We start from the raw sequence: 18,330 nt of genomic DNA, 5'->3' as shown, positions 1-18,330 counted from the left end.
ATTTATTTATGGAGGTATAATAATGGAAATATCATTAATTCAATGTGTACTGATAGGTCTATGGACAGCATTCTGTCTAGCAGGTATGCTATTAGGTATTTATACAAATCGTTGTATTATTTTATCATTCGGTGTAGGTATTATACTAGGTGATATACCAACTGGTCTTGCAATGGGGGCTGTTGGAGAACTTGCATTCATGGGATTCGGTGTAGGAGCAGGTGGAACAGTTCCTCCAAACCCAATGGGCCCTGGAATTGTTGGAACAATTATGGCAATAACTATGAAGGGAACTGGGATGGATACAGCAACAGCACTTGCATTATCATTCCCATTTGCAGTAGCGTTCCAATTCTTAATAACAGCAACTTATACTTTTGCAACAGGATTAACTTCTTATGCTAAAAAAGGTCTTGAAAAGAAACATTTTAAGCAATTTAGAATAGCAGCTAATGCAACAATATTTGTATTTATTATAGTAGGTTTCTTAATAGGATTTGCAGGAGCTTATAGTGCAGAAGGATTACAAAAGGTTATAGAACTTATACCAGCATGGCTTATTAATGGATTATCAGTAGCAGGTAAGATGTTACCAGCTGTAGGATTTGCAATGATTTTAACAGTTATGGCAAAGACAGAATTAATACCATTTGTATTACTTGGTTATATAGCGGTAGCTTATTTAAATTTACCTGTAATGGGAGTAGCATTTGTTGGAACAATGTTTGCTTTAATGGAGTACTTCAGAATAAAGCATAATGGTAAATCAAATGGAGGAAATGAAGAAGACGAGGAGGTTGTATTTGAAGATGGCATCTAATAGAGTTTTAAAAAAGAGTGATTATGTAAAAGTATCATTAAGATCATATTTCTTGCAAAATGGATTTAACTATGGAAACTATCAAGGTCTTGGATATGCTAATGTAATGTATCCAGCGTTAAAAAAGATATATAAGAATAATGAGGACGGACTAAAGAATACACTAGATGATAATATTGAGTTTTTCAACTCAAACCCTCACTTCTTACCATTTATAACAAGTTTGCATTTAGTAATGCTTGAAGCAGATACACCAACTGATGAAATCAGAGGAATAAAAATGGCGCTTATGGGACCATTATCAGGTATTGGTGATTCATTATCACAATTCTGTTTAGCACCACTTTTCTCTACAATTGCAGCATCATTAGCTCAAGATGGATTAGTTGCAGGACCATTACTATTCTTCTTAGCAATGAATGGAATATTACTAACTATTAAGTTGTTAACCGGTTTATGGGGATACAAATTAGGTACAAGTGTTATTGAAACTTTAAGTGAGAAAATGGGAGAAGTTTCAAAGATCGCAAGCATGATTGGTGTAACAGTAATTTCAGGACTTGCAGTATCATTTGTTAAATTACAAATTCCAATAAAGTATACAGCAGCAATGCCAGATGGTAAGGAAAAGGTAGTTGCTATACAAGAGATGGTAGATAAAATAGCACCAGCATTATTACCAGCGTTATTTACAATACTAGTTTTCTACTTAATTAAGAAACGCAAATGGACAACTTATCATGTTGTTGCTTTAACAATAGTACTAGGAGTACTTGGATCAGTACTTGGAATATTAGGATAATAGGATTAGAGAGGAATAGATATAATGAAGATTTTAATTGTAGGACATGGAGAATATGCAGCTGGAATAAAATCAGCTATAAAGTTATTAACTGGAGTAGATGAAGGAATAGATGCTATAAACTTAAATGAAGAATTAACTCATGATAAGTTTACGGAGATGATTCATTCACATGTAAATGAAAATAAGGATTTAATAATTTTTGCTGATATAACTGGAGGAGCACCTTTCCAGATTACATCAAGGGAAGTACTTTTAAATGAAGAAAGTGATAACCAATATGTTATAGGTGGAGTATCAGTTGGATGTATACTTGATATAGTAATGAAAACTTTAGTTATTAGTACTGATGAAGACATAAGAGAAACAATTGAATCTTCATTAGAGGGACTTAAAGATATGAGCTCTATTATATGTAGAAAGGATTTAGCTTAATTTCTTATGGATAGATTGACTTTCATACTTATAATACTATTAGCGGCATATCCAGTAATAGTTCTTATGATAATGCCACTTTTAAATAAAAAGAAATTAGCAAAACAAGAAGAGGAGAGAGAGAAGATTCTCTCTTCTCTAAAAATTAATGATAAAGTAATTACTATATCAGGGATTTATGGAAAGATTAAAAAAATAGATAAGAATATAGTAAAACTTGAAATAGCCAAAGATGTAATAATAGAAATAGATAAAGCTAGTATTATAGGAGCTTTAAAAGAATAAGGAGATGTTTATTATGGATAATTTAAAAGAATTTTCACTAGATTTTTTCAATTTAAGAGGAAAAGTAGCTATAATTACTGGAGGGAATACAGGTCTTGGTATGGCTTATGCTGAAGCATTAGCAAAGGCTGGAGCAGATTTATTAGTAACTTCTTTTGATGATAATGTACAAGAAGTTAAAGAGCTTGTAGAAGGTGCTGGTAGAAAAATTGTTTTTGTAAAGGGAGATCTTACTAAAAAGGAAGTTAGAGAAACAGTTGTAGATACTTGTTTAAAAGAATATGGAAAAATTGATATTTTAGTAAATAATGCTGGAACAATAAGAAGAGCACCACTTCTTGAATACAAAGATGAAGATTTTGAAGCGGTTATGAACATAAACTTAAACGCTGTATATTATCTTTCAAGAAGAGTTGCTGAAGTAATGGTAGAACAGGGAAGCGGTAAGATAATAAATATAGCTTCAATGCTATCATTCCAAGGAGGGAAATTTGTACCACCTTATACAGCATCAAAACATGGAGTGGTTGGAATAACTCGTGCTTTTGCTAATGAATTAGCTATGCATAATATACAAATAAATGCTATAGCACCTGGATATATAAAGACTGCAAATACTGCACCAATTAGAGCAGATGAGAAGAGAAATGCTGAAATACTTGGAAGAATTCCAGCAGAAAGATGGGGAGAAGTTTCAGATCTTATGGGAACAGTAGTATTCTTATCAAGTAGAGCATCAGATTATATAAATGGCCATGTTATTGCAGTTGATGGCGGATGGCTTGTGAGATAATATGATTAATAAAATAAATAAATTAGTTACTATAGGTAAGGAAGCTTTTGTATTAGTATTAAGAACTGATACCACAGAAGAAGGTATTGAAATTGCAAAAGCTGCTATAGATGGAGGATGTAAGGTAATTGAAGTTACTTTTACTATTCCAAATGCCGATGAAGTAATAAAGAATTTAGTTAATGATAAGAATGATGATGTTTTAATCGGTGCTGGAACTGTACTTGATCCGGAAACTGCTAGACTTGCAATTTTAAAAGGTGCAGAATTTATTGTAAGTCCATATTTTAATAAAGAAACATCAATAATATGCAATAGATATGGTGTACCATATATACCTGGATGTTTTACTACTAAAGAGATTGTTGAAGCTAGAGAGTCAGGAGTAGATGTTATAAAGCTATTCCCAGGTTCAGCTTATAGTCCTTCAATTGTAAAAGATATTAAAGCTCCAATTAAAGATATTGGAGTTATGGTATCAGGTGGTGTATCTTACGATAATATTAGCGAATGGTTTAAATGTGGAGCCGAAGTTGTAAGTATTGGGAGTGCAATAACTAAACTTAAGGATCCAAATAAAGTTAAGAATGAGACTGAAAAATATATAAATTTAATTAAAGAGCTTAAGAAATAATGAGGTATATACAATGAGGAAGGTTTTAGTTTTAGGAGAATTATTGATGAGATTAACTCCTCCTAATAATTTAAGATTAGACCAAACAAGTACTCTTGAGATGTACTTTGGGGGTGCAGAGGCTAATGTAGCTGTTGGTCTTAAAAATTTAGGGGTAGAGACAAGCATAATATCAGCAGTACCCAATAATGCAATAGGAAATTCAGCAAAGGCCTTTCTTATGTCCTATGGGGTTAACTGTGATAATGTAGTTACAAAGGGAGATAGGCTTGGACTATATTATTATGAAGAAGGATATGGAGCACGAAGTGCGAATGTAATATATGATAGAAAGAATTCTTCAATAACAGAGATAGAAGAAGATGACTTAAATTTTGATAACATATTTAATGGAGTAGATCTACTCCATGTTTCAGGAATAACTTTTGGACTTGGAGAAAATGTTAGAAAAATTAGTACTAAAATTATAAATGAAGCTAAAAAAAGAGACATTAAAATTAGCGTAGATTTAAATTATAGAGCTAAATTATTTGAAAGCTATGAGGAATTTTTAGAAGTATTAAAGCCTATAGTTAAGGATAGTTATATATGTTTTGGATGGCTTACTAAAAATCCGAAAGAATTCAAATTTTTAGATCCATCTAAAGAGGAAGTAACTGATTTAGCTTTAAAAGAAAAATTTAAGTATATGACAGAAGAGCTTGGAGTTAAGAATGTAGCAACAACTTTAAGAAGAGCTAATGCATTAAACGTACATTCACTTACTGGGGTTCTTTATGCAGATGGAGAAATTTATAGATCATCTAAGTATGAATTCCATATGTTATCTAGGATTGGTGGAGGAGATGCATTTGCAACTGGAGTTCTTAAAAAGATACTAGATAATAGTGTAGAAGATAAAAGTGAAATTATTGAATTTGGAATAGCTACTGCTGTATTGAAACATGCTCAAAGAGGAGATATTAGTTTAGCAAGTAGTGATGAAATTTATAGTTTAATTAACAATAAAAGTTTAGGAAGTGTAAATAGATAAGTTCTAGTTAAGAGGCTACAGACAAAAACATTGTTTGTAGCCTCTTAAAGTATAATAACTATGATATATAGTTTAATGGAGGGTTTATATGGAAAGTTATAATAAAAAGATAGATAATCTTAAAATTAAGGTTGGAAATTACTTTAACAAATATGATAAATACTTTGTTATTGATTATATAAAAAATAAAAATACTAAAGAATACAATAAGAAATTAATAGGAGCAAATCTTCTAATTAATAACTCTTTTATTTTTGATAATACTTGGGATATGGAGCAATGCAATATTCCATACAGAATAAATCCATTTAAGTGGATTTATACACCAAATGGAGATGAAGAATGGATATTTATGTTAAATAGACATGAGTATTTAAATAAATTACTTATGGCTTATTATATTGAAAAAGATGATAGGTATATTGAAAAATTAAAATGGTTTATATTTAATTGGATAGATAATAATGAAATTAATATAAAAGGTGGAAATACTATAAGAACAATTGACACTGGTATTAGATGTCTTGCTTGGATTGAGGTGTTAATTCATTTAATAGATGAAAAAAAAGTAACGAATGAAGAGATTTTAAAGATAATATTTAGTATAAAAGATCAAATAGAATATTTAAAGAAAGCTTACATTGGTAAATATACATTAAGTAATTGGGGAGTACTTCAAACAACTTCAATATGCTCTATATATTTATGGCTTAATGAATTTCTAGAAGATGGAGAGTTAAGTAATTGGGCGGAGAAGGAACTATATGAACAAATAGAGATGCAGGTCTTTGATGATGGATCACATTGGGAGCAATCTATTATGTATCATGTAGAAGTTTTAAATTGTTCAATGAAACTTATTAATTATGGTAAAAAGCTTGGCATGGAGATAGATAATAATTTCATAAATAAAATAGAGAGCATGGCTGAATATCTAATGTATTCAAAATCTCCTAAATCAACGCAAGAAGCACAAGGGGATAGTGATATAACAGATGTTAGAGATGTGTTAGTTAAAGCTGCAGTTTTATTTAATAATGAGACTTTAAAATGGGCTTCTTTTGATGATATGGATTTAATGAGTATATGGTTACTTGGAAAAAATGGATATGATAAATTTAATAAATTAAATAAAAAAGAACCAATTGATAAGTGCAAGATTTTTAAAGATTCAGGAAATATTTATATAAGGAATACATTTGAATGTGATGGAAGTTATACTTATCTTCAAAATGGAACATTAGGTAGTGGACATGGGCATACAGATTTAGGACACATATCAATTTACTATAAAGGTAAGCCATACCTTATTGATTGTGGTAGGTATACATACGTAGAAGAAGATCCATTAAGGGAATATTTAAAGTCTTATAGGGCTCATAATGTATGTGTAATAGATAAAGAACCACATGGAATACCAAATAAATCATGGAGTTATTTTAGTTATGGAGATTGTCTTAAAAACTATTTTGAAAATAAAGATAATATAAGTTATGTGGAAATGCCATTTACAGGAGAGCTTAAAAGTGGAATTCCATATTTAATAAATAGAAAGGTGTTATATATAGATCCTGCAATATGGATAGTTGTTAATGATGTAAAATGTAGTGGGAATCATGAACTTGAATGTATATATAATCTAGATAATAATGTTAAGGTATCTTTAAATTATAATGGTGTAGATATAAAAAATGAAAATGATAATCTTAAAATTATAAGTGAAGAAAAATTAAGAATAACTAATGGACTTTTATCAAAATGTTACAATAAAGTTAATAATAATAAAAAGATTGTTAAATCATTAAAATTCAACAATAGAAGTGTAAATTATGATATTATTATAGATGATAATATTGAAGTTAGAGAAGCTAATATAAAGCAATTCAATAGCCTAGATTATGTTGATAAAGAAGTAGCATTTTCTAAAGAATTTATAATATCTAAAAATGAGAGTTATATTGTTATAATATTTAATAAAGAAACATATAAAGGTGGTAAAATGTATTATTATAAAGATGTACCTTTTTACGGGAAAGTTATAGTTATTCATAAAAAAGGAGAAACTTATAATAAGATAAGATTAAAGGCATAATCAAATAATACAATGTAAACCGATTTAGAGGTGGAGTATAATGAAAAAAGTAACAATAAAAGATATAGCAGATATGGCAGGAACGTCGAAAACAACAGTATCTTTTTATTTAAATGGGAAATATGAAAAGATGTCAGCAGAGACAAAAATAAAAATAGAAGAGGTAATCAAAGAAACTAACTATAGTCCAAGTATTGTGGCAAGGAGTCTTACCTCTAAAAAGATGAATTTAATAGGAGTTGTAGTTGCTGACATATCAAATCCTTTTAGTAGTACAATAGTAAAAGGTATAGATAAAGTTGCTAGAAAAGAAGACTATCAAATAATAGTTGGAAGTAGCAGTTATGATTTTAATTATGAAGAGAAATATATAAATAGAATGTTAGATATGGGTGTTGATGGATTTATTGTTCAATCAACTGTGAAATTTACAAAACTTATAGATAAAATAAAAGAGCGTGGTAAAAAATTAGTACTACTAGATTCAGTAAATAAAGACTTTAGAGGCAAGTGGGTTAAAACAAACAATTATGATATAACTAAAGAAGCAATTACTAAATTAGTAGAAAAAGGGTATAACAATTTTGTGCTTTTAACACAAGATCCAAATATGTTAATGGTTAGAGTGGAAAGAATGAATGGGTTTATAGATACACTAGAGGAACTAGGTGTAAATTATAAAGTTCAAGTAATTGATGATAATATTACAAGGGAAGAGCTTAATGAAGTAATAAATACAAATATTGATTTAGATAGAAAAAATTTAATATTTGCTGTAAATGGAAAGGTACTTCAGAAATCTTATGATTATATAAAGACTCAAAATTTAAATATACCAAATAATGTTGGGCTTATAGGATTTGATGATTGGGAGTGGACTAGGTACGCTACTCCAACAGTAACAACAATATCCCAGCCAACATATGAAGAAGGTAAGTGTGCAGCAAGAATTCTAATTGATTCTATTGAAGAAGAAAATTTAGAAAATAAAAATTTAATACTTAAATGTAGTATAAACTGGAATGAATCAACAGATTTAAAATAATAAAGAACGTGAATTATATCACGTTCTTTATTCATCTCTAAATGCAAAACTTTCATTAAGATTAAATAAGAATTCATTTGCATCTGCAACGGATAGACCTTTATTTATTGCAAATATTAATGCGCTATCTCTCGGATCCTTAGCATATAATTTACCAACTTTTGCAATTGCAAGAGCTCTTTCAGTTTCATCTAAGTTAAGTTTAGCACTTATACAAAGTTTAATTATTTTATCACGACTAGGATTCTTATCTCCACTTAATATTTGGTATCCATAAGTTCTACTAATATCAGCTTTATTAATAAGCTCACTCTTTTTAATTCCTTTTTCTTCACATTTATTTAGTATATATTTTGCAAAATCTGTATAAGTATATTCATCTATAGAATCTATATAATTCTCTAATTCTTTAATATTTTTTGTGTTTTTAAGGCGATCTAGTAATTCAGTTGTATTTTTTTCATTCATTATTATATATTCACTCCTTAGGATTAAATTGTAAGGTGTACAAGTAATATGATATAATTCTTTAGGGGTAAAATCAATATTGTAAGGGGAAATAGAGTTATGGATAATCTTGTTTTAGAATACAAGCTTTCTTGTTATAAAGAACTAACTAAATTAAATGAGAACAATAAGAGTAAGATATATTTAGTTAAAAATACTAACGATAAAAAGATTTATATAAAAAAGATTTTAACTAATTATAATTTTAGAATATATGAAACTATAAAAGAAATGAATTTTAAAAATTTACCTAAAATATATGAAGTATTTAGAAATAATGGATCTCTAATAGTTATTGAAGAATATATTCATGGGGATACTTTAAAAGGAATAATAGAGGATAAGGGAATTATTAAAGAAGAAAAGGTTATAGATTACATAATATCTCTTTGTAGTGTATTAGAACAACTACATAATATGAATCCTCCAATTATACATAGAGATATAAAGCCATCAAATATAATTATAAGTAGTGATGATGTATTAAAATTAATAGATTTTGATGTATCTAGAGAATATAAAGAGGGCATAAATGAAGATACTAAAATTCAAGGTACAGAAGAGTATGCACCTCCTGAACAATTTGGTTTTATACAAACTGATGGAAGAAGTGATATATATTCAGTTGGAATACTTATGAATGTGCTTACAACAGGAACTTATCCTAAAAATAAGCTTAATAATGGGTATCTACAGAACATAATAAAAAAGAGTATTGAATTTTCACCATCTGATAGATATCAAAATGTAAGTGAATTAAAAAGAGATTTGCTAATGCTTAAAGAAGAATTTTATAAATCAGTAGATAATATTGATGAGTCTATTGTGGATAAAAATAAAAAAGTGAATTTGTTAGATCTTAATAAAGAAATGAATTTACTAGATCTTAATAAAGGAGATGATGACCCTACTTTAAATGTAAAATTAGAAAATGTAGAAAGTAATTCTGAGGATATTAATAAAAACACATCAATTACTGATGACATTAAAGGTATAAATAAAAGCGGATATAAAGTTTCTATAAAAAACTTTTATAAAATAATTCCTGGCTTTAGGACAGGGGTATTATGGAAGAAAATATTAGCATGTTGTGGATATGGATTTTTAGTGATTGGACTATTTACTCCGACAGAAACTGAAGGCATTAAATCTGCATTTTTAGAAAACTTATACATGGTAGTATCTTTATTAGCACTTATATTTTTATATTCTAATTTTATTAATATTAAAGTTAAGTTACCATTATTAAAAAGTAATAATAAGTTTAAAGTGTTAGGTGGATATATTTTATATACAATAATTATATTCTTTATATTAGGATTACTATTGGAAACTAATAAAATTTAATTTGTATGCTGGTAGCAGACCATAAAATTAATAATGTAATTTATAATAATACCTGTAGCAAGAAGTAATAAGCTACAGGTATTATTTTTATTCATTAGGAGGTATTATAAAATGGAAAAGAGAAGTAAGGTATTAATTATATCAGCGGTACTTGGAGTATTATATTCCATATTTTTAGTAGTTAATTTTGGAGGTGCTATATCTGGAGCATCATCAGATGCAGAAGCTTTAGGAGGTGCTATAGCAACAGCTTTAGTAACACCACATATGATCTGTATTGTTCTAGCAACTATATTTAATGTAATAGGGGCAATTAAAAGTAAAGCAGGATTTGCATTAACTGGTGCTATTCTTTACTCTGTAGGAGGAGTATTATTCTTAATGTATATTCCTTTTGTAATACCTATGATAGTTTTAAGCTTTGTAGGATATGCAAAGGTTAAAAAAATAGTTAAATTATCATAAAGTTATATATGAAAAGGTTAAAGGCTAAGCATTGTTAAATAAACAAAGCTTAGCCCTTTTTGATATATAATATGAATAGGTGTAATATAAAAAGAGAGATTAAGGATATTAAGGAGGAAAGTATGAAGGTTTCAATTTTATATGATTCTAAAAGTGGACATACTAGAGAAGTAGGGGAGATAATAAAGAAAGGCATTGAAAGAGTAGATGGAATAGAAATAAAATGTATGAATATTGAAGAAATTGATAAAGAATTTTTAGATGAGAGTAAAGGAGTAGTATTTGGAACACCAACATATCTTGCAAATACTACTGCAAATATGAAGAAATGGCTTGATGATTCTCATGATATAAATTTAGAAGGTAAATTAGCATCATTTTATGCAACAGCAGATTATATATGGGGTGGTGCAGACACTGCTATTTTAACTTTAATAAATCAGATAATAGTAAAGGGAATGCTTATTTATTCTGGTGGAGCAGCTCTTGGAAAGCCATTTATACATTTAGGATATATAAGTGTAAATGGAGTAAATGATAAAGATATAGATACACCTATGATATTTGGAGAAAGAATAGGTAAAAAAGTTAAGGAATTATTTTAAGTTTTTAAAATAAAAAATAGCCATAAAGATATTTATATCTCTATGGCTATTTTTTATTTAATTATATAAGGTATTGTTGCTAGTGCAACACTTTTTCTAGTTAATAAAGATGCTCTAAGTATTAGAGTAATTTGATTATGAAGGAAGTTATCATGAATTTTAGGGGAAACTAGTTGAGGTAACACAACTAAGACTTTCTCATCACTTGATAAGTCCTTGCACATTTGATCTATATATTTAATAATTGGATTACGTATTTCTCTATAAGGTGATGATAATACTGTAATTTCATTTTTAAATCCAAATTTTTTAAAATCATCAATAAGCTTCTTCGTTTTATCTTCATTTGTAGATATATGAAGAATTGTTATATCTGAAGATATTGACTTAGCATAATTATAGCATTTAACAAAACTTTTATTTAAAGAATCAATAAGTAAAACAACCCTATAATTTGTAATATCTGATTCATAGGTTTTAAGAGTTTCTCCTTCATTTATCTTAAGTTCAGAATAAGTTACATCATAGTATTTTTTTATTCTATACATTATAAAGACTATAATAGGAATTATTATGCAAATAATCCAAGCACCTTCAAGAAATTTAGAAACTGTTATTATAATTAAAGTAATAGCACTTACAATAAGTCCTAGACCATTTACTAAAGCTTTATGCCTCCATCCTTTAGGTCTTCCTTTAAACCATTTAACTAACATACCACTTTGAGCAATTGTAAATGAAATAAATACTCCAATTGCATAAAGTGGAAGTAGTAAAGATAAATCTCCATTAAAAATAATTACTAATAGTATTGAAACTACTGACAGCAAGATGATTCCATTTGAGTAACCAAGTCTTCTTCCGATTTTACTTAATTGTCTTGGAGCAAATCCATCCCTTGAAACTATTGATAATAATAATGGTAGTCCTGAAAAGGCAGTATTTGCAGCCATAAGTAATATTATTGCAGTTGTAAACTGTATTATATAGTAAAATATATTATGACCAAATATTTGAATAGCTATTTGTGATATCTGTGTTTGTTCAGGATTTGGTATAGCATAATATATTGTTGATAGGTAGGATAATCCACCTAAAATTAAAAATACTAAAAGCCCTAATAAATAAAGTACATGCTTTGCATGTTTTTGTGAAGGCGCTTTAAATGCTGGAACAGCATTACTTACGGCTTCAATACCAGTAAGGGCAGTGCATCCAGAAGCAAAGGCCTTTAAAAATATTAAAATTGTTAAATTCTTTGAAAAGCTTGGCAAGCTATATAGTGGTTTAGGAGTAAATCCTAAAACATGTACTTTATATATACCTACAACAATCATAAAAAGTATTGCTATTGCAAAAAGATATGTAGGTACACCAAAAAGCTTTGATGCTTCTCGTATCCCTCTTAAATTACCTATAGTTAAAAAAAGTATAAGTCCTAGTGTTATTAACACTCTATAGTTATAAAGTGAGGGAAAAGCTGATGTTATAGCATCCGTACTTGCAGTACCACTAACGGCTACAGTTAAAATATAGTCGACTATTAATGCTGATGCTGCAAGTAAACTAGTCTTTGTACCAAAGTTATCTTTGGCAACCATATAAGCACCGCCACCAGCAGGGTAGCAATCAATAACTTGCTTATATGAGCAAATTAAAAAGAACATTAATAGTATTATGGCAATTGTAACAAATAGCATATATTTAAAGGCTAATAAGCCCGTTACTGGCAATAATACTCCAAGTATTGCACCTCCAGCATATGCTACAGATGATATTGCATCACTTGATAATATAGGCAATCCCCATAATGTATTAAATGTCTGATTTTTTAAATCTTTTGTCATTAATGGTTTCCCAATTAAAATTTGTGAAATATTCATAAGTACACCTCTAAAAAACAATTTGTTACGATTATAAGTGCTATTATTGAACTAGCTATTAACATTCGCTACCCCTACATTAAATAAGTGTGAAATTTTTAAAAATAAAATCCAGTTTAAAATAAATAGAATTATATATTCAATTTATAAAGTTAAAGAAAAAATCATAAGAGATAATTAATTTATTATATATTGAAATAAAATTATAGAATTGGAAAATAATAAAAATAAACAAAGTATCAAGGAAATGTAAGTTGAATTATGGAATATATTAATTTGATCATTAGGAATTTATAAATTAATGAAAACTTTTAGAATATGATAACTACAGGGATTTGATAGACTTAAAAATTATTTGACATTTTCTGAAATTTTGTCTAAAATTACAATGTCATAATATAATGAATCGGGTAAGATAGAGGTCGCAATAATAATAAGTAATATTAATGAGGAAAGCACTTTGAGTTAATATAAAAGGTATTGTTGCCGAAGTATATAATTAATGCTTTGAGATTATATACTGGGTTTACATAGAATATGTGTAAAACTGCCATAAGAAATTGTGGTGAGCTATCTTTGCGTTTGTAGTGAATATATACAAGCTCAAAGACAGTAGCTCTTTTGGGCTTATTTTTTTACTCTAAAATTGGGAGGGGACAAATTGGAAGAAAGAAACTTAAAAAAAGAGATTAGTCTATTTATGGCCACCATGCTTGTTTGTGGTAATATGATTGGATCTGGTGTATTCATGCTTCCTGCAACATTAGCACAACTTTCAGGACCACTTGCAACAATAATTGCTTGGATTATAACATCAGCTGGATCAATATTAATAGCGATATCTTTTGCAAATCTTGGATCAAAGTATCCAACGACAGGTGGAGCATATCAATATACAAAAATAGCATTTGGAGAATTTACAGGATTTTTAAGTGCATGGCTTTATTGGAATGGTTCATGGATTGGAAATGCAGCTATAATTGTAGCACTTTCAAGCTATAGTTCAGCAGTTATTCCAGCACTACGGGACCCATTTATTTCAATAATATATACAAGTGCTATTTTATGGTTTTTTACTATAATAAATATTATTGGGGTTAAAAAGGCTGGAAAACTTCAAACTATAGCAACTGTATTTAAAATTGCATTCTTTGCTATATTTATAATAGTAGCTTTCCTAAACTTTGATGTAGCAAATATTATGCCTTTAATTCCAGATGGAAAAGGATTTTCAACAATTTCACTTGCGGCAACATCAACACTTTGGGCTTTTGTAGGACTTGAAAGTGCAACTGTTACTGCTGGAGAAATAGAGAATCCAGAGCAAAATGTTAAGAAAAGTACAATTTATGGAATGATAATAGCAGCTGTAATTTATATGTTAATTAGTGTAGCGAGCATGGGTGCTATGCCAAACGGAGAACTTGCAAATAGCCAAGCGCCTCTTACTGATATATTAAGCAAGATTTTAGGTAGTTCAATTGGTAAACCAATTACAATTGCAGTAGTTATATGTATACTTGGAACAACTATAGGATGGCTTCTTTCAACTGCACGTGTTGCTTTTGCAGCTGGAGAAGATGGAGTATTCCCTAAATTTTTTGGAAAACTTCATCCTAAATATGGTACTCCTGCAAATGCTTTAATAGTGGGATCAATATTAGTAAATATATTATTAATTATGAATTTCCAAAAGAGCATGGTTTCAGCATTTACATTTATAACTATACTTGCAACACTTTCGTTTTTACCAATATATCTTTTAACATCAGCAGCAGAAATAATGTTAATGTTTAAAGGTGCAAAAGAATTTAACTTTAAGATTTTCATAACAAAAGCTATAGTTCCAATTTTAGCTTTTATATATTCAATATGGACAATATATGGATCAGGTGCAGAAACTGTAATGTGGGGCTTTATATTAATGCTTATAGGGGTTCCATTTTATATATATAATTATCATAAAAATAAAATTAATAACAATTAAGATATTATTTTTAAGAAATTATAAATACCTTTTTATTCTAAAAAGAATAAAGAGGTATTTTTTTTATGAAAAATATGTCCGCCATATAGATACAAAAAATAAAGAATGTGCGAAAAATAGATATGTAACAAAATAAGTCTGATAATGAATTGATAATAAAGTTGAAGTAATTTTAATAAAATGTTAATTAATCGAGGAAAAATATTGAATTTACGAAGAAAGTCATAAAGAAGAGGTAAAAAATACTTTAAATTTCAAATATAGAAATAAAGATGATATAATTAAAAAGAAATTATGAATAAATTAATAATAATATGTCTAAATAATAAACAAGGAAAAGGGGTTTAGAAATGAAAGAAGGGAAAAAACAAAAAGGGTCTTTTATTGAAAAGGTTGGGAAAAAGATACCAGATCCAGTAATAATATTCATGGTATTATATGCAATAGTAATTACTGCAACTATATTCATGGGTGGAATAAAATTTGAAACTTTAGGTGCAGATGGTGGAACAGTTGCTTATGAAATAAAAAATATGTTCCAAGCAGAAAATTTTAGATGGATATTTGATAATGCACTTTTAAATAACTGGCTTGCTTATGGTGGCGGAGTTTTAGGAACAATACTTATTGTAATGCTTGGAGTTGGACTTGCAGAAGAGTCAGGATTATTAACTACATTAATTAAGAAAATAGGACTTAAAGTATCAGATAAATTTTTACCTGTAGTTTTAGTTTTCTTAGGAATAATGAGTAGTATTGCAACAGATGCTGGATACATAATATTAATACCACTTGCTGGACTATTATATGTTGGATTAAAGAAAAATCCATTGATAGGTATGGCAGCTGCTTTTGCTGGGGTATCAGCTGGATTTAGTGCTAACTTAATACCTGGAACTCCAATTGATGTTATAGTTGGTAATAATGCTAAGATATTTGCAGAGGGACAAGGTGTTCCATTTTTATCACAAAGTGGACAAGCATTAAATCCTGCTACAATGCATTATATATTTATAGTAGCATCAACTGTTTTGTTATCAATGGTTGGATACTTTATTACTGCTAAATTCATAAAACCGAGATTAGAAAAAGAAACGTATGTTGTTCCAGAAGATATGGACTTATCAGATTTCTCAGTTAAGGTTGAAGAAAACAAAGGATTAAAATTTGCAGGATTTGGTTTTTTAATAGGATTAGTTTTAGTTGCAATTCTTTACTTTGGGCCATTAGCACCTTTTATAGGAGAAGATGGAGCAAAAGTTAATCCGTTTATGGATAATGTTATATTAATAATTACATTCTTATTCTTTATGCCAGGATTATTCTATGGTAGAAAGGTAGGCAAGTTTAATAATGCTATGGACATAGTAAGAGCTATGTCAAAGCAAATGGGTGGAATGGGATATGTTTTAGTCTTAACATTCTTCTCATATAATTTCTTAGCACTACTTAGTTATTCAAATATTGGAACTTATATAACATATTTAGGAGCATCATTCCTTCAAGGACTTGGTATAGATAAATATCCAATAGTTCTTTTAATAGGATTTATTATAATAACTTCAATAATAAATCTATTTGTTGGTGGACTAACATCAAAGTGGATGTTACTTGGACCTATATTTATTCCAATGTTATATCAAGTTAACAATAATTTAACTCCAGAGTTTGTATCAGCTGCATATAGATTAGCAGATTCATCGACAAATGTTATTTCTCCACTTATGTCATATGCTGGAATAATACTTGTATTTATGAGAAAGTATAAGCCGGAATATACATTAGGAGATATGATCAGATTAATGTTCCCATATTCAGTTGGATTCTTAATATGTTGGACAATTCTATTAATTGGATTCTTTGCATTTGGAATTCCATTAGGGTTTTAGCTAAAAAAGACTTCAGTTTATTTAAACTGAAGTCTTTTTTACTGAATATTATTTTTTATAATCATAAAATAATTTAACATAAATTACCATGGCAATTAATATCTTTATAATATATGAGTAATATTACATAACTTTTTTAGATGTAATACAAAATTAAAGATTGAGAGGGGTTTTATTATGGAAAAGGCTTTAATTAGTCTTTGTATGATATGTAAAGATGAGGAAAAAACAATAGGAAATGCATTAGAAAGTGTTAAAGATATGGTTGATGAGATAATAGTTGTAGATACAGGATCCACTGATAGAAGTATGGACATTGTAAAATCATATGGAGGAAAAGTATATAAAGAAAAATGGATAGATGATTTTTCCTATGCTCGAAATATATCTATAGAAAAAGCTAAGGGAGAATGGATTTTAGTATTAGATTGTGATGAGATAATAAATGATGAAGGGAAAAGAAGAATTTTTAATTATATAAAAGATAATAAAAAAGATAAGGGAATAAGTCTTAGAGTAGTCTCATTCATAGATGGAAAAAGAAGATCCATAGATAATTCTATAAGACTTTTTAGAAATGATAGTGCCGTAAGATTTAAAGGGAAAATACAAGAGACTGTTAAAGATAGTATTATAAAAAAATATGGTGAGGATGCCTTATCATTTAGTGATACTCAAATTTTTCATTATGGAAATGATAAGAATTTAGTAGATGTTGATAATAAGAGTAAAAGGAATATTTTAATACTTGAAAATTATGAAGATGAAAAAAAAGATATATATTACTTTTTTAGACTGGGCAATGAATTTGGAAAGATTGGAAATTTCAAGAATGCTTTAGAAAACTATGATGAAGCTATAACAAAAATTAAAGAAGAAAAAAATAAAGATATAGTAGAGTTGATACCAAGACTTATAATAAATAGAAGCAAAGCTCTTCATCAACTAAAAATGTATAAGGAGGAAGAAGGATTTTTAAAAACTTATACTAAAAAATATGATGATTTTAGAGATCTATATTTTATGGAGTGTCTTCTGAGAATTGAACTTTGTGAGTTTGGTAAAGCTAAAAAAGCATTAGATAATTATGTTAATACAAGAATTAATATAAAATATCCATCAAGTGAATTTGATGAAATTATTGATATAGATGAGCTAAGTGAAAAATTATGTAGTATTGATATGATTTTAATTGATGATTAGAATAAATAAAAGATTGAGAAATTATTTCTCAATCTTTTTAATTTTTTGAAACTTTTTAAGCGTTACTTTACTTTTAAGTTTTACTTTATAGTATTGTCTAGTTATAGTTGACACAAATATAACCCCAAGTGCTAAGGCTCCTGCACTAGCTAAGGTATTAATTCCAAGTTCAAGGGATTGCATAACATCTCCAGTAACAGCTTGATACATAGTATAATACATTCCAGAACCAGGAACTAAAGGAATTAGTGCACAGGCAACTAAAGTAGTAACTGGGGTCTTTAATTTTCTTGCAAGTATTTCAGAATAAGTACTAAAAACTACTGCAGATAAGAAAAAGTTTGTTGTAGTTGAAAAATGAACTTCAAGTCCTAAGGCATAAACAAACCAGCTTATACCTCCACCGATTGCTGCAAAAAATAAGTTTCTTCCATGGATATTAAAAATTATTCCAAATCCTAAAGTCGCTATAAATGCATATATGGTTTGTAGGGCAATAGTCATA

18 protein-coding genes and 1 riboswitch are annotated in these 18,330 nt (G+C 28.4%); of the genes, 15 read left to right on the top strand and 3 right to left on the bottom strand.

Annotated elements, in window-relative coordinates:
• The first annotated feature begins 22 nt into the window (after positions 1-22).
• The 9 genes from K5V21_RS05735 (at position 23) to K5V21_RS05695 (ending at position 7,939) form a co-directional block, all read left to right on the top strand.
• The gene (locus K5V21_RS05735; protein ID WP_204594305.1) at positions 23-820 is read left to right on the top strand and encodes a PTS mannose/fructose/sorbose/N-acetylgalactosamine transporter subunit IIC; all 798 of its coding nucleotides are present in this window, start codon (positions 23-25) and stop codon (positions 818-820) included.
• A complete protein-coding gene (locus K5V21_RS05730; RefSeq protein ID WP_204594304.1) occupies positions 810-1,622 on the top strand; it encodes a PTS system mannose/fructose/sorbose family transporter subunit IID in 813 nt (270 codons plus the stop codon). Before K5V21_RS05735 ends, K5V21_RS05730 begins: the two co-directional genes overlap by 11 nt.
• Before the next feature lie 24 nt (positions 1,623-1,646).
• Entirely contained in the window at positions 1,647-2,057 is a 411-nt protein-coding gene (locus K5V21_RS05725; RefSeq protein WP_204594303.1) for a PTS sugar transporter subunit IIA, read from the top strand.
• Positions 2,058-2,063: 6 nt separating this feature from the next.
• Positions 2,064-2,342: a preprotein translocase subunit YajC gene (gene yajC, locus K5V21_RS05720; RefSeq protein WP_204594302.1), complete on the top strand. Its 279-nt coding sequence runs from the start codon at positions 2,064-2,066 to the stop codon at positions 2,340-2,342.
• A gap of 13 nt (positions 2,343-2,355) precedes the next feature.
• Complete coding sequence (gene kduD / locus K5V21_RS05715) at positions 2,356-3,135, top strand: 2-dehydro-3-deoxy-D-gluconate 5-dehydrogenase KduD (RefSeq protein WP_204594301.1); 780 nt, start codon at positions 2,356-2,358, stop codon at positions 3,133-3,135.
• 1 nt (position 3,136) lies between these two features.
• Positions 3,137-3,769, top strand: coding sequence for a bifunctional 2-keto-4-hydroxyglutarate aldolase/2-keto-3-deoxy-6-phosphogluconate aldolase (locus K5V21_RS05710; RefSeq protein WP_204594300.1), 633 nt, complete (start codon positions 3,137-3,139; stop codon positions 3,767-3,769).
• Positions 3,770-3,782: 13 nt separating this feature from the next.
• Positions 3,783-4,802 (top strand): sugar kinase, encoded by a 1,020-nt coding sequence (locus K5V21_RS05705; protein WP_221859867.1) that lies wholly within the window; start codon positions 3,783-3,785, stop codon positions 4,800-4,802.
• An 88-nt stretch (positions 4,803-4,890) separates the two neighbouring features.
• The gene (locus K5V21_RS05700; protein WP_221859865.1) at positions 4,891-6,894 is read left to right on the top strand and encodes a heparinase II/III family protein; all 2,004 of its coding nucleotides are present in this window, start codon (positions 4,891-4,893) and stop codon (positions 6,892-6,894) included.
• 40 nt (positions 6,895-6,934) lie between these two features.
• On the top strand, positions 6,935-7,939 hold the full coding sequence (locus tag K5V21_RS05695; protein ID WP_221859863.1) for a LacI family DNA-binding transcriptional regulator: 1,005 nt from the start codon (positions 6,935-6,937) through the stop codon (positions 7,937-7,939).
• Between the two features lie 27 nt (positions 7,940-7,966).
• Here K5V21_RS05695 and K5V21_RS05690 read toward each other — a convergent pair whose 3' ends face one another.
• Positions 7,967-8,407 carry a helix-turn-helix domain-containing protein gene (locus tag K5V21_RS05690; protein WP_221859861.1) on the bottom strand — a complete coding sequence of 147 codons (441 nt, stop codon included), beginning with the start codon at positions 8,405-8,407 and terminating at the stop codon, positions 7,967-7,969.
• Between the two features lie 99 nt (positions 8,408-8,506).
• Between K5V21_RS05690 and K5V21_RS05685 the strand changes: the two genes are divergently transcribed.
• The 3 genes from K5V21_RS05685 (at position 8,507) to K5V21_RS05675 (ending at position 10,863) form a co-directional block, all read left to right on the top strand.
• Positions 8,507-9,793 carry a serine/threonine-protein kinase gene (locus K5V21_RS05685; protein WP_221859859.1) on the top strand — a complete coding sequence of 429 codons (1,287 nt, stop codon included), beginning with the start codon at positions 8,507-8,509 and terminating at the stop codon, positions 9,791-9,793.
• A gap of 111 nt (positions 9,794-9,904) precedes the next feature.
• Positions 9,905-10,258 (top strand): hypothetical protein, encoded by a 354-nt coding sequence (locus K5V21_RS05680; RefSeq protein WP_221859857.1) that lies wholly within the window; start codon positions 9,905-9,907, stop codon positions 10,256-10,258.
• A 122-nt stretch (positions 10,259-10,380) separates the two neighbouring features.
• The gene (locus K5V21_RS05675; RefSeq protein WP_221859855.1) at positions 10,381-10,863 is read left to right on the top strand and encodes a flavodoxin family protein; all 483 of its coding nucleotides are present in this window, start codon (positions 10,381-10,383) and stop codon (positions 10,861-10,863) included.
• 53 nt (positions 10,864-10,916) lie between these two features.
• Here K5V21_RS05675 and K5V21_RS05670 read toward each other — a convergent pair whose 3' ends face one another.
• Positions 10,917-12,746: an APC family permease gene (locus tag K5V21_RS05670; protein WP_221859852.1), complete on the bottom strand. Its 1,830-nt coding sequence runs from the start codon at positions 12,744-12,746 to the stop codon at positions 10,917-10,919.
• Between the two features lie 408 nt (positions 12,747-13,154).
• Positions 13,155-13,327, top strand: a riboswitch (Lysine riboswitch).
• A gap of 80 nt (positions 13,328-13,407) precedes the next feature.
• Here K5V21_RS05670 and K5V21_RS05665 point away from each other — a divergent pair.
• From K5V21_RS05665 to K5V21_RS05655, 3 genes are all read left to right on the top strand, one after another.
• Positions 13,408-14,733, top strand: a complete 1,326-nt coding sequence (locus K5V21_RS05665) for an APC family permease (protein WP_204594291.1) — start codon at positions 13,408-13,410, stop codon at positions 14,731-14,733.
• 350 nt (positions 14,734-15,083) lie between these two features.
• The gene (locus K5V21_RS05660) at positions 15,084-16,622 is read left to right on the top strand and encodes an AbgT family transporter (RefSeq protein ID WP_204594290.1); all 1,539 of its coding nucleotides are present in this window, start codon (positions 15,084-15,086) and stop codon (positions 16,620-16,622) included.
• Positions 16,623-16,799: 177 nt separating this feature from the next.
• On the top strand, positions 16,800-17,825 hold the full coding sequence (locus K5V21_RS05655) for a glycosyltransferase family 2 protein (RefSeq protein ID WP_221859850.1): 1,026 nt from the start codon (positions 16,800-16,802) through the stop codon (positions 17,823-17,825).
• Positions 17,826-17,846: 21 nt separating this feature from the next.
• On the opposite strand, the gene K5V21_RS05650 is transcribed toward K5V21_RS05655, so the two are convergent.
• Positions 17,847-18,329: a threonine/serine exporter family protein gene (locus K5V21_RS05650; protein ID WP_245000654.1), complete on the bottom strand. Its 483-nt coding sequence runs from the start codon at positions 18,327-18,329 to the stop codon at positions 17,847-17,849.
• Between the last annotated feature and the right edge of the window lies 1 nt (position 18,330).

This window comes from Clostridium sardiniense, from assembly GCF_019753795.1.
Lineage (GTDB): Bacteria > Bacillota > Clostridia > Clostridiales > Clostridiaceae > Clostridium > Clostridium sardiniense.
This window is presented reverse-complemented; position numbering and strand designations above follow the sequence as displayed.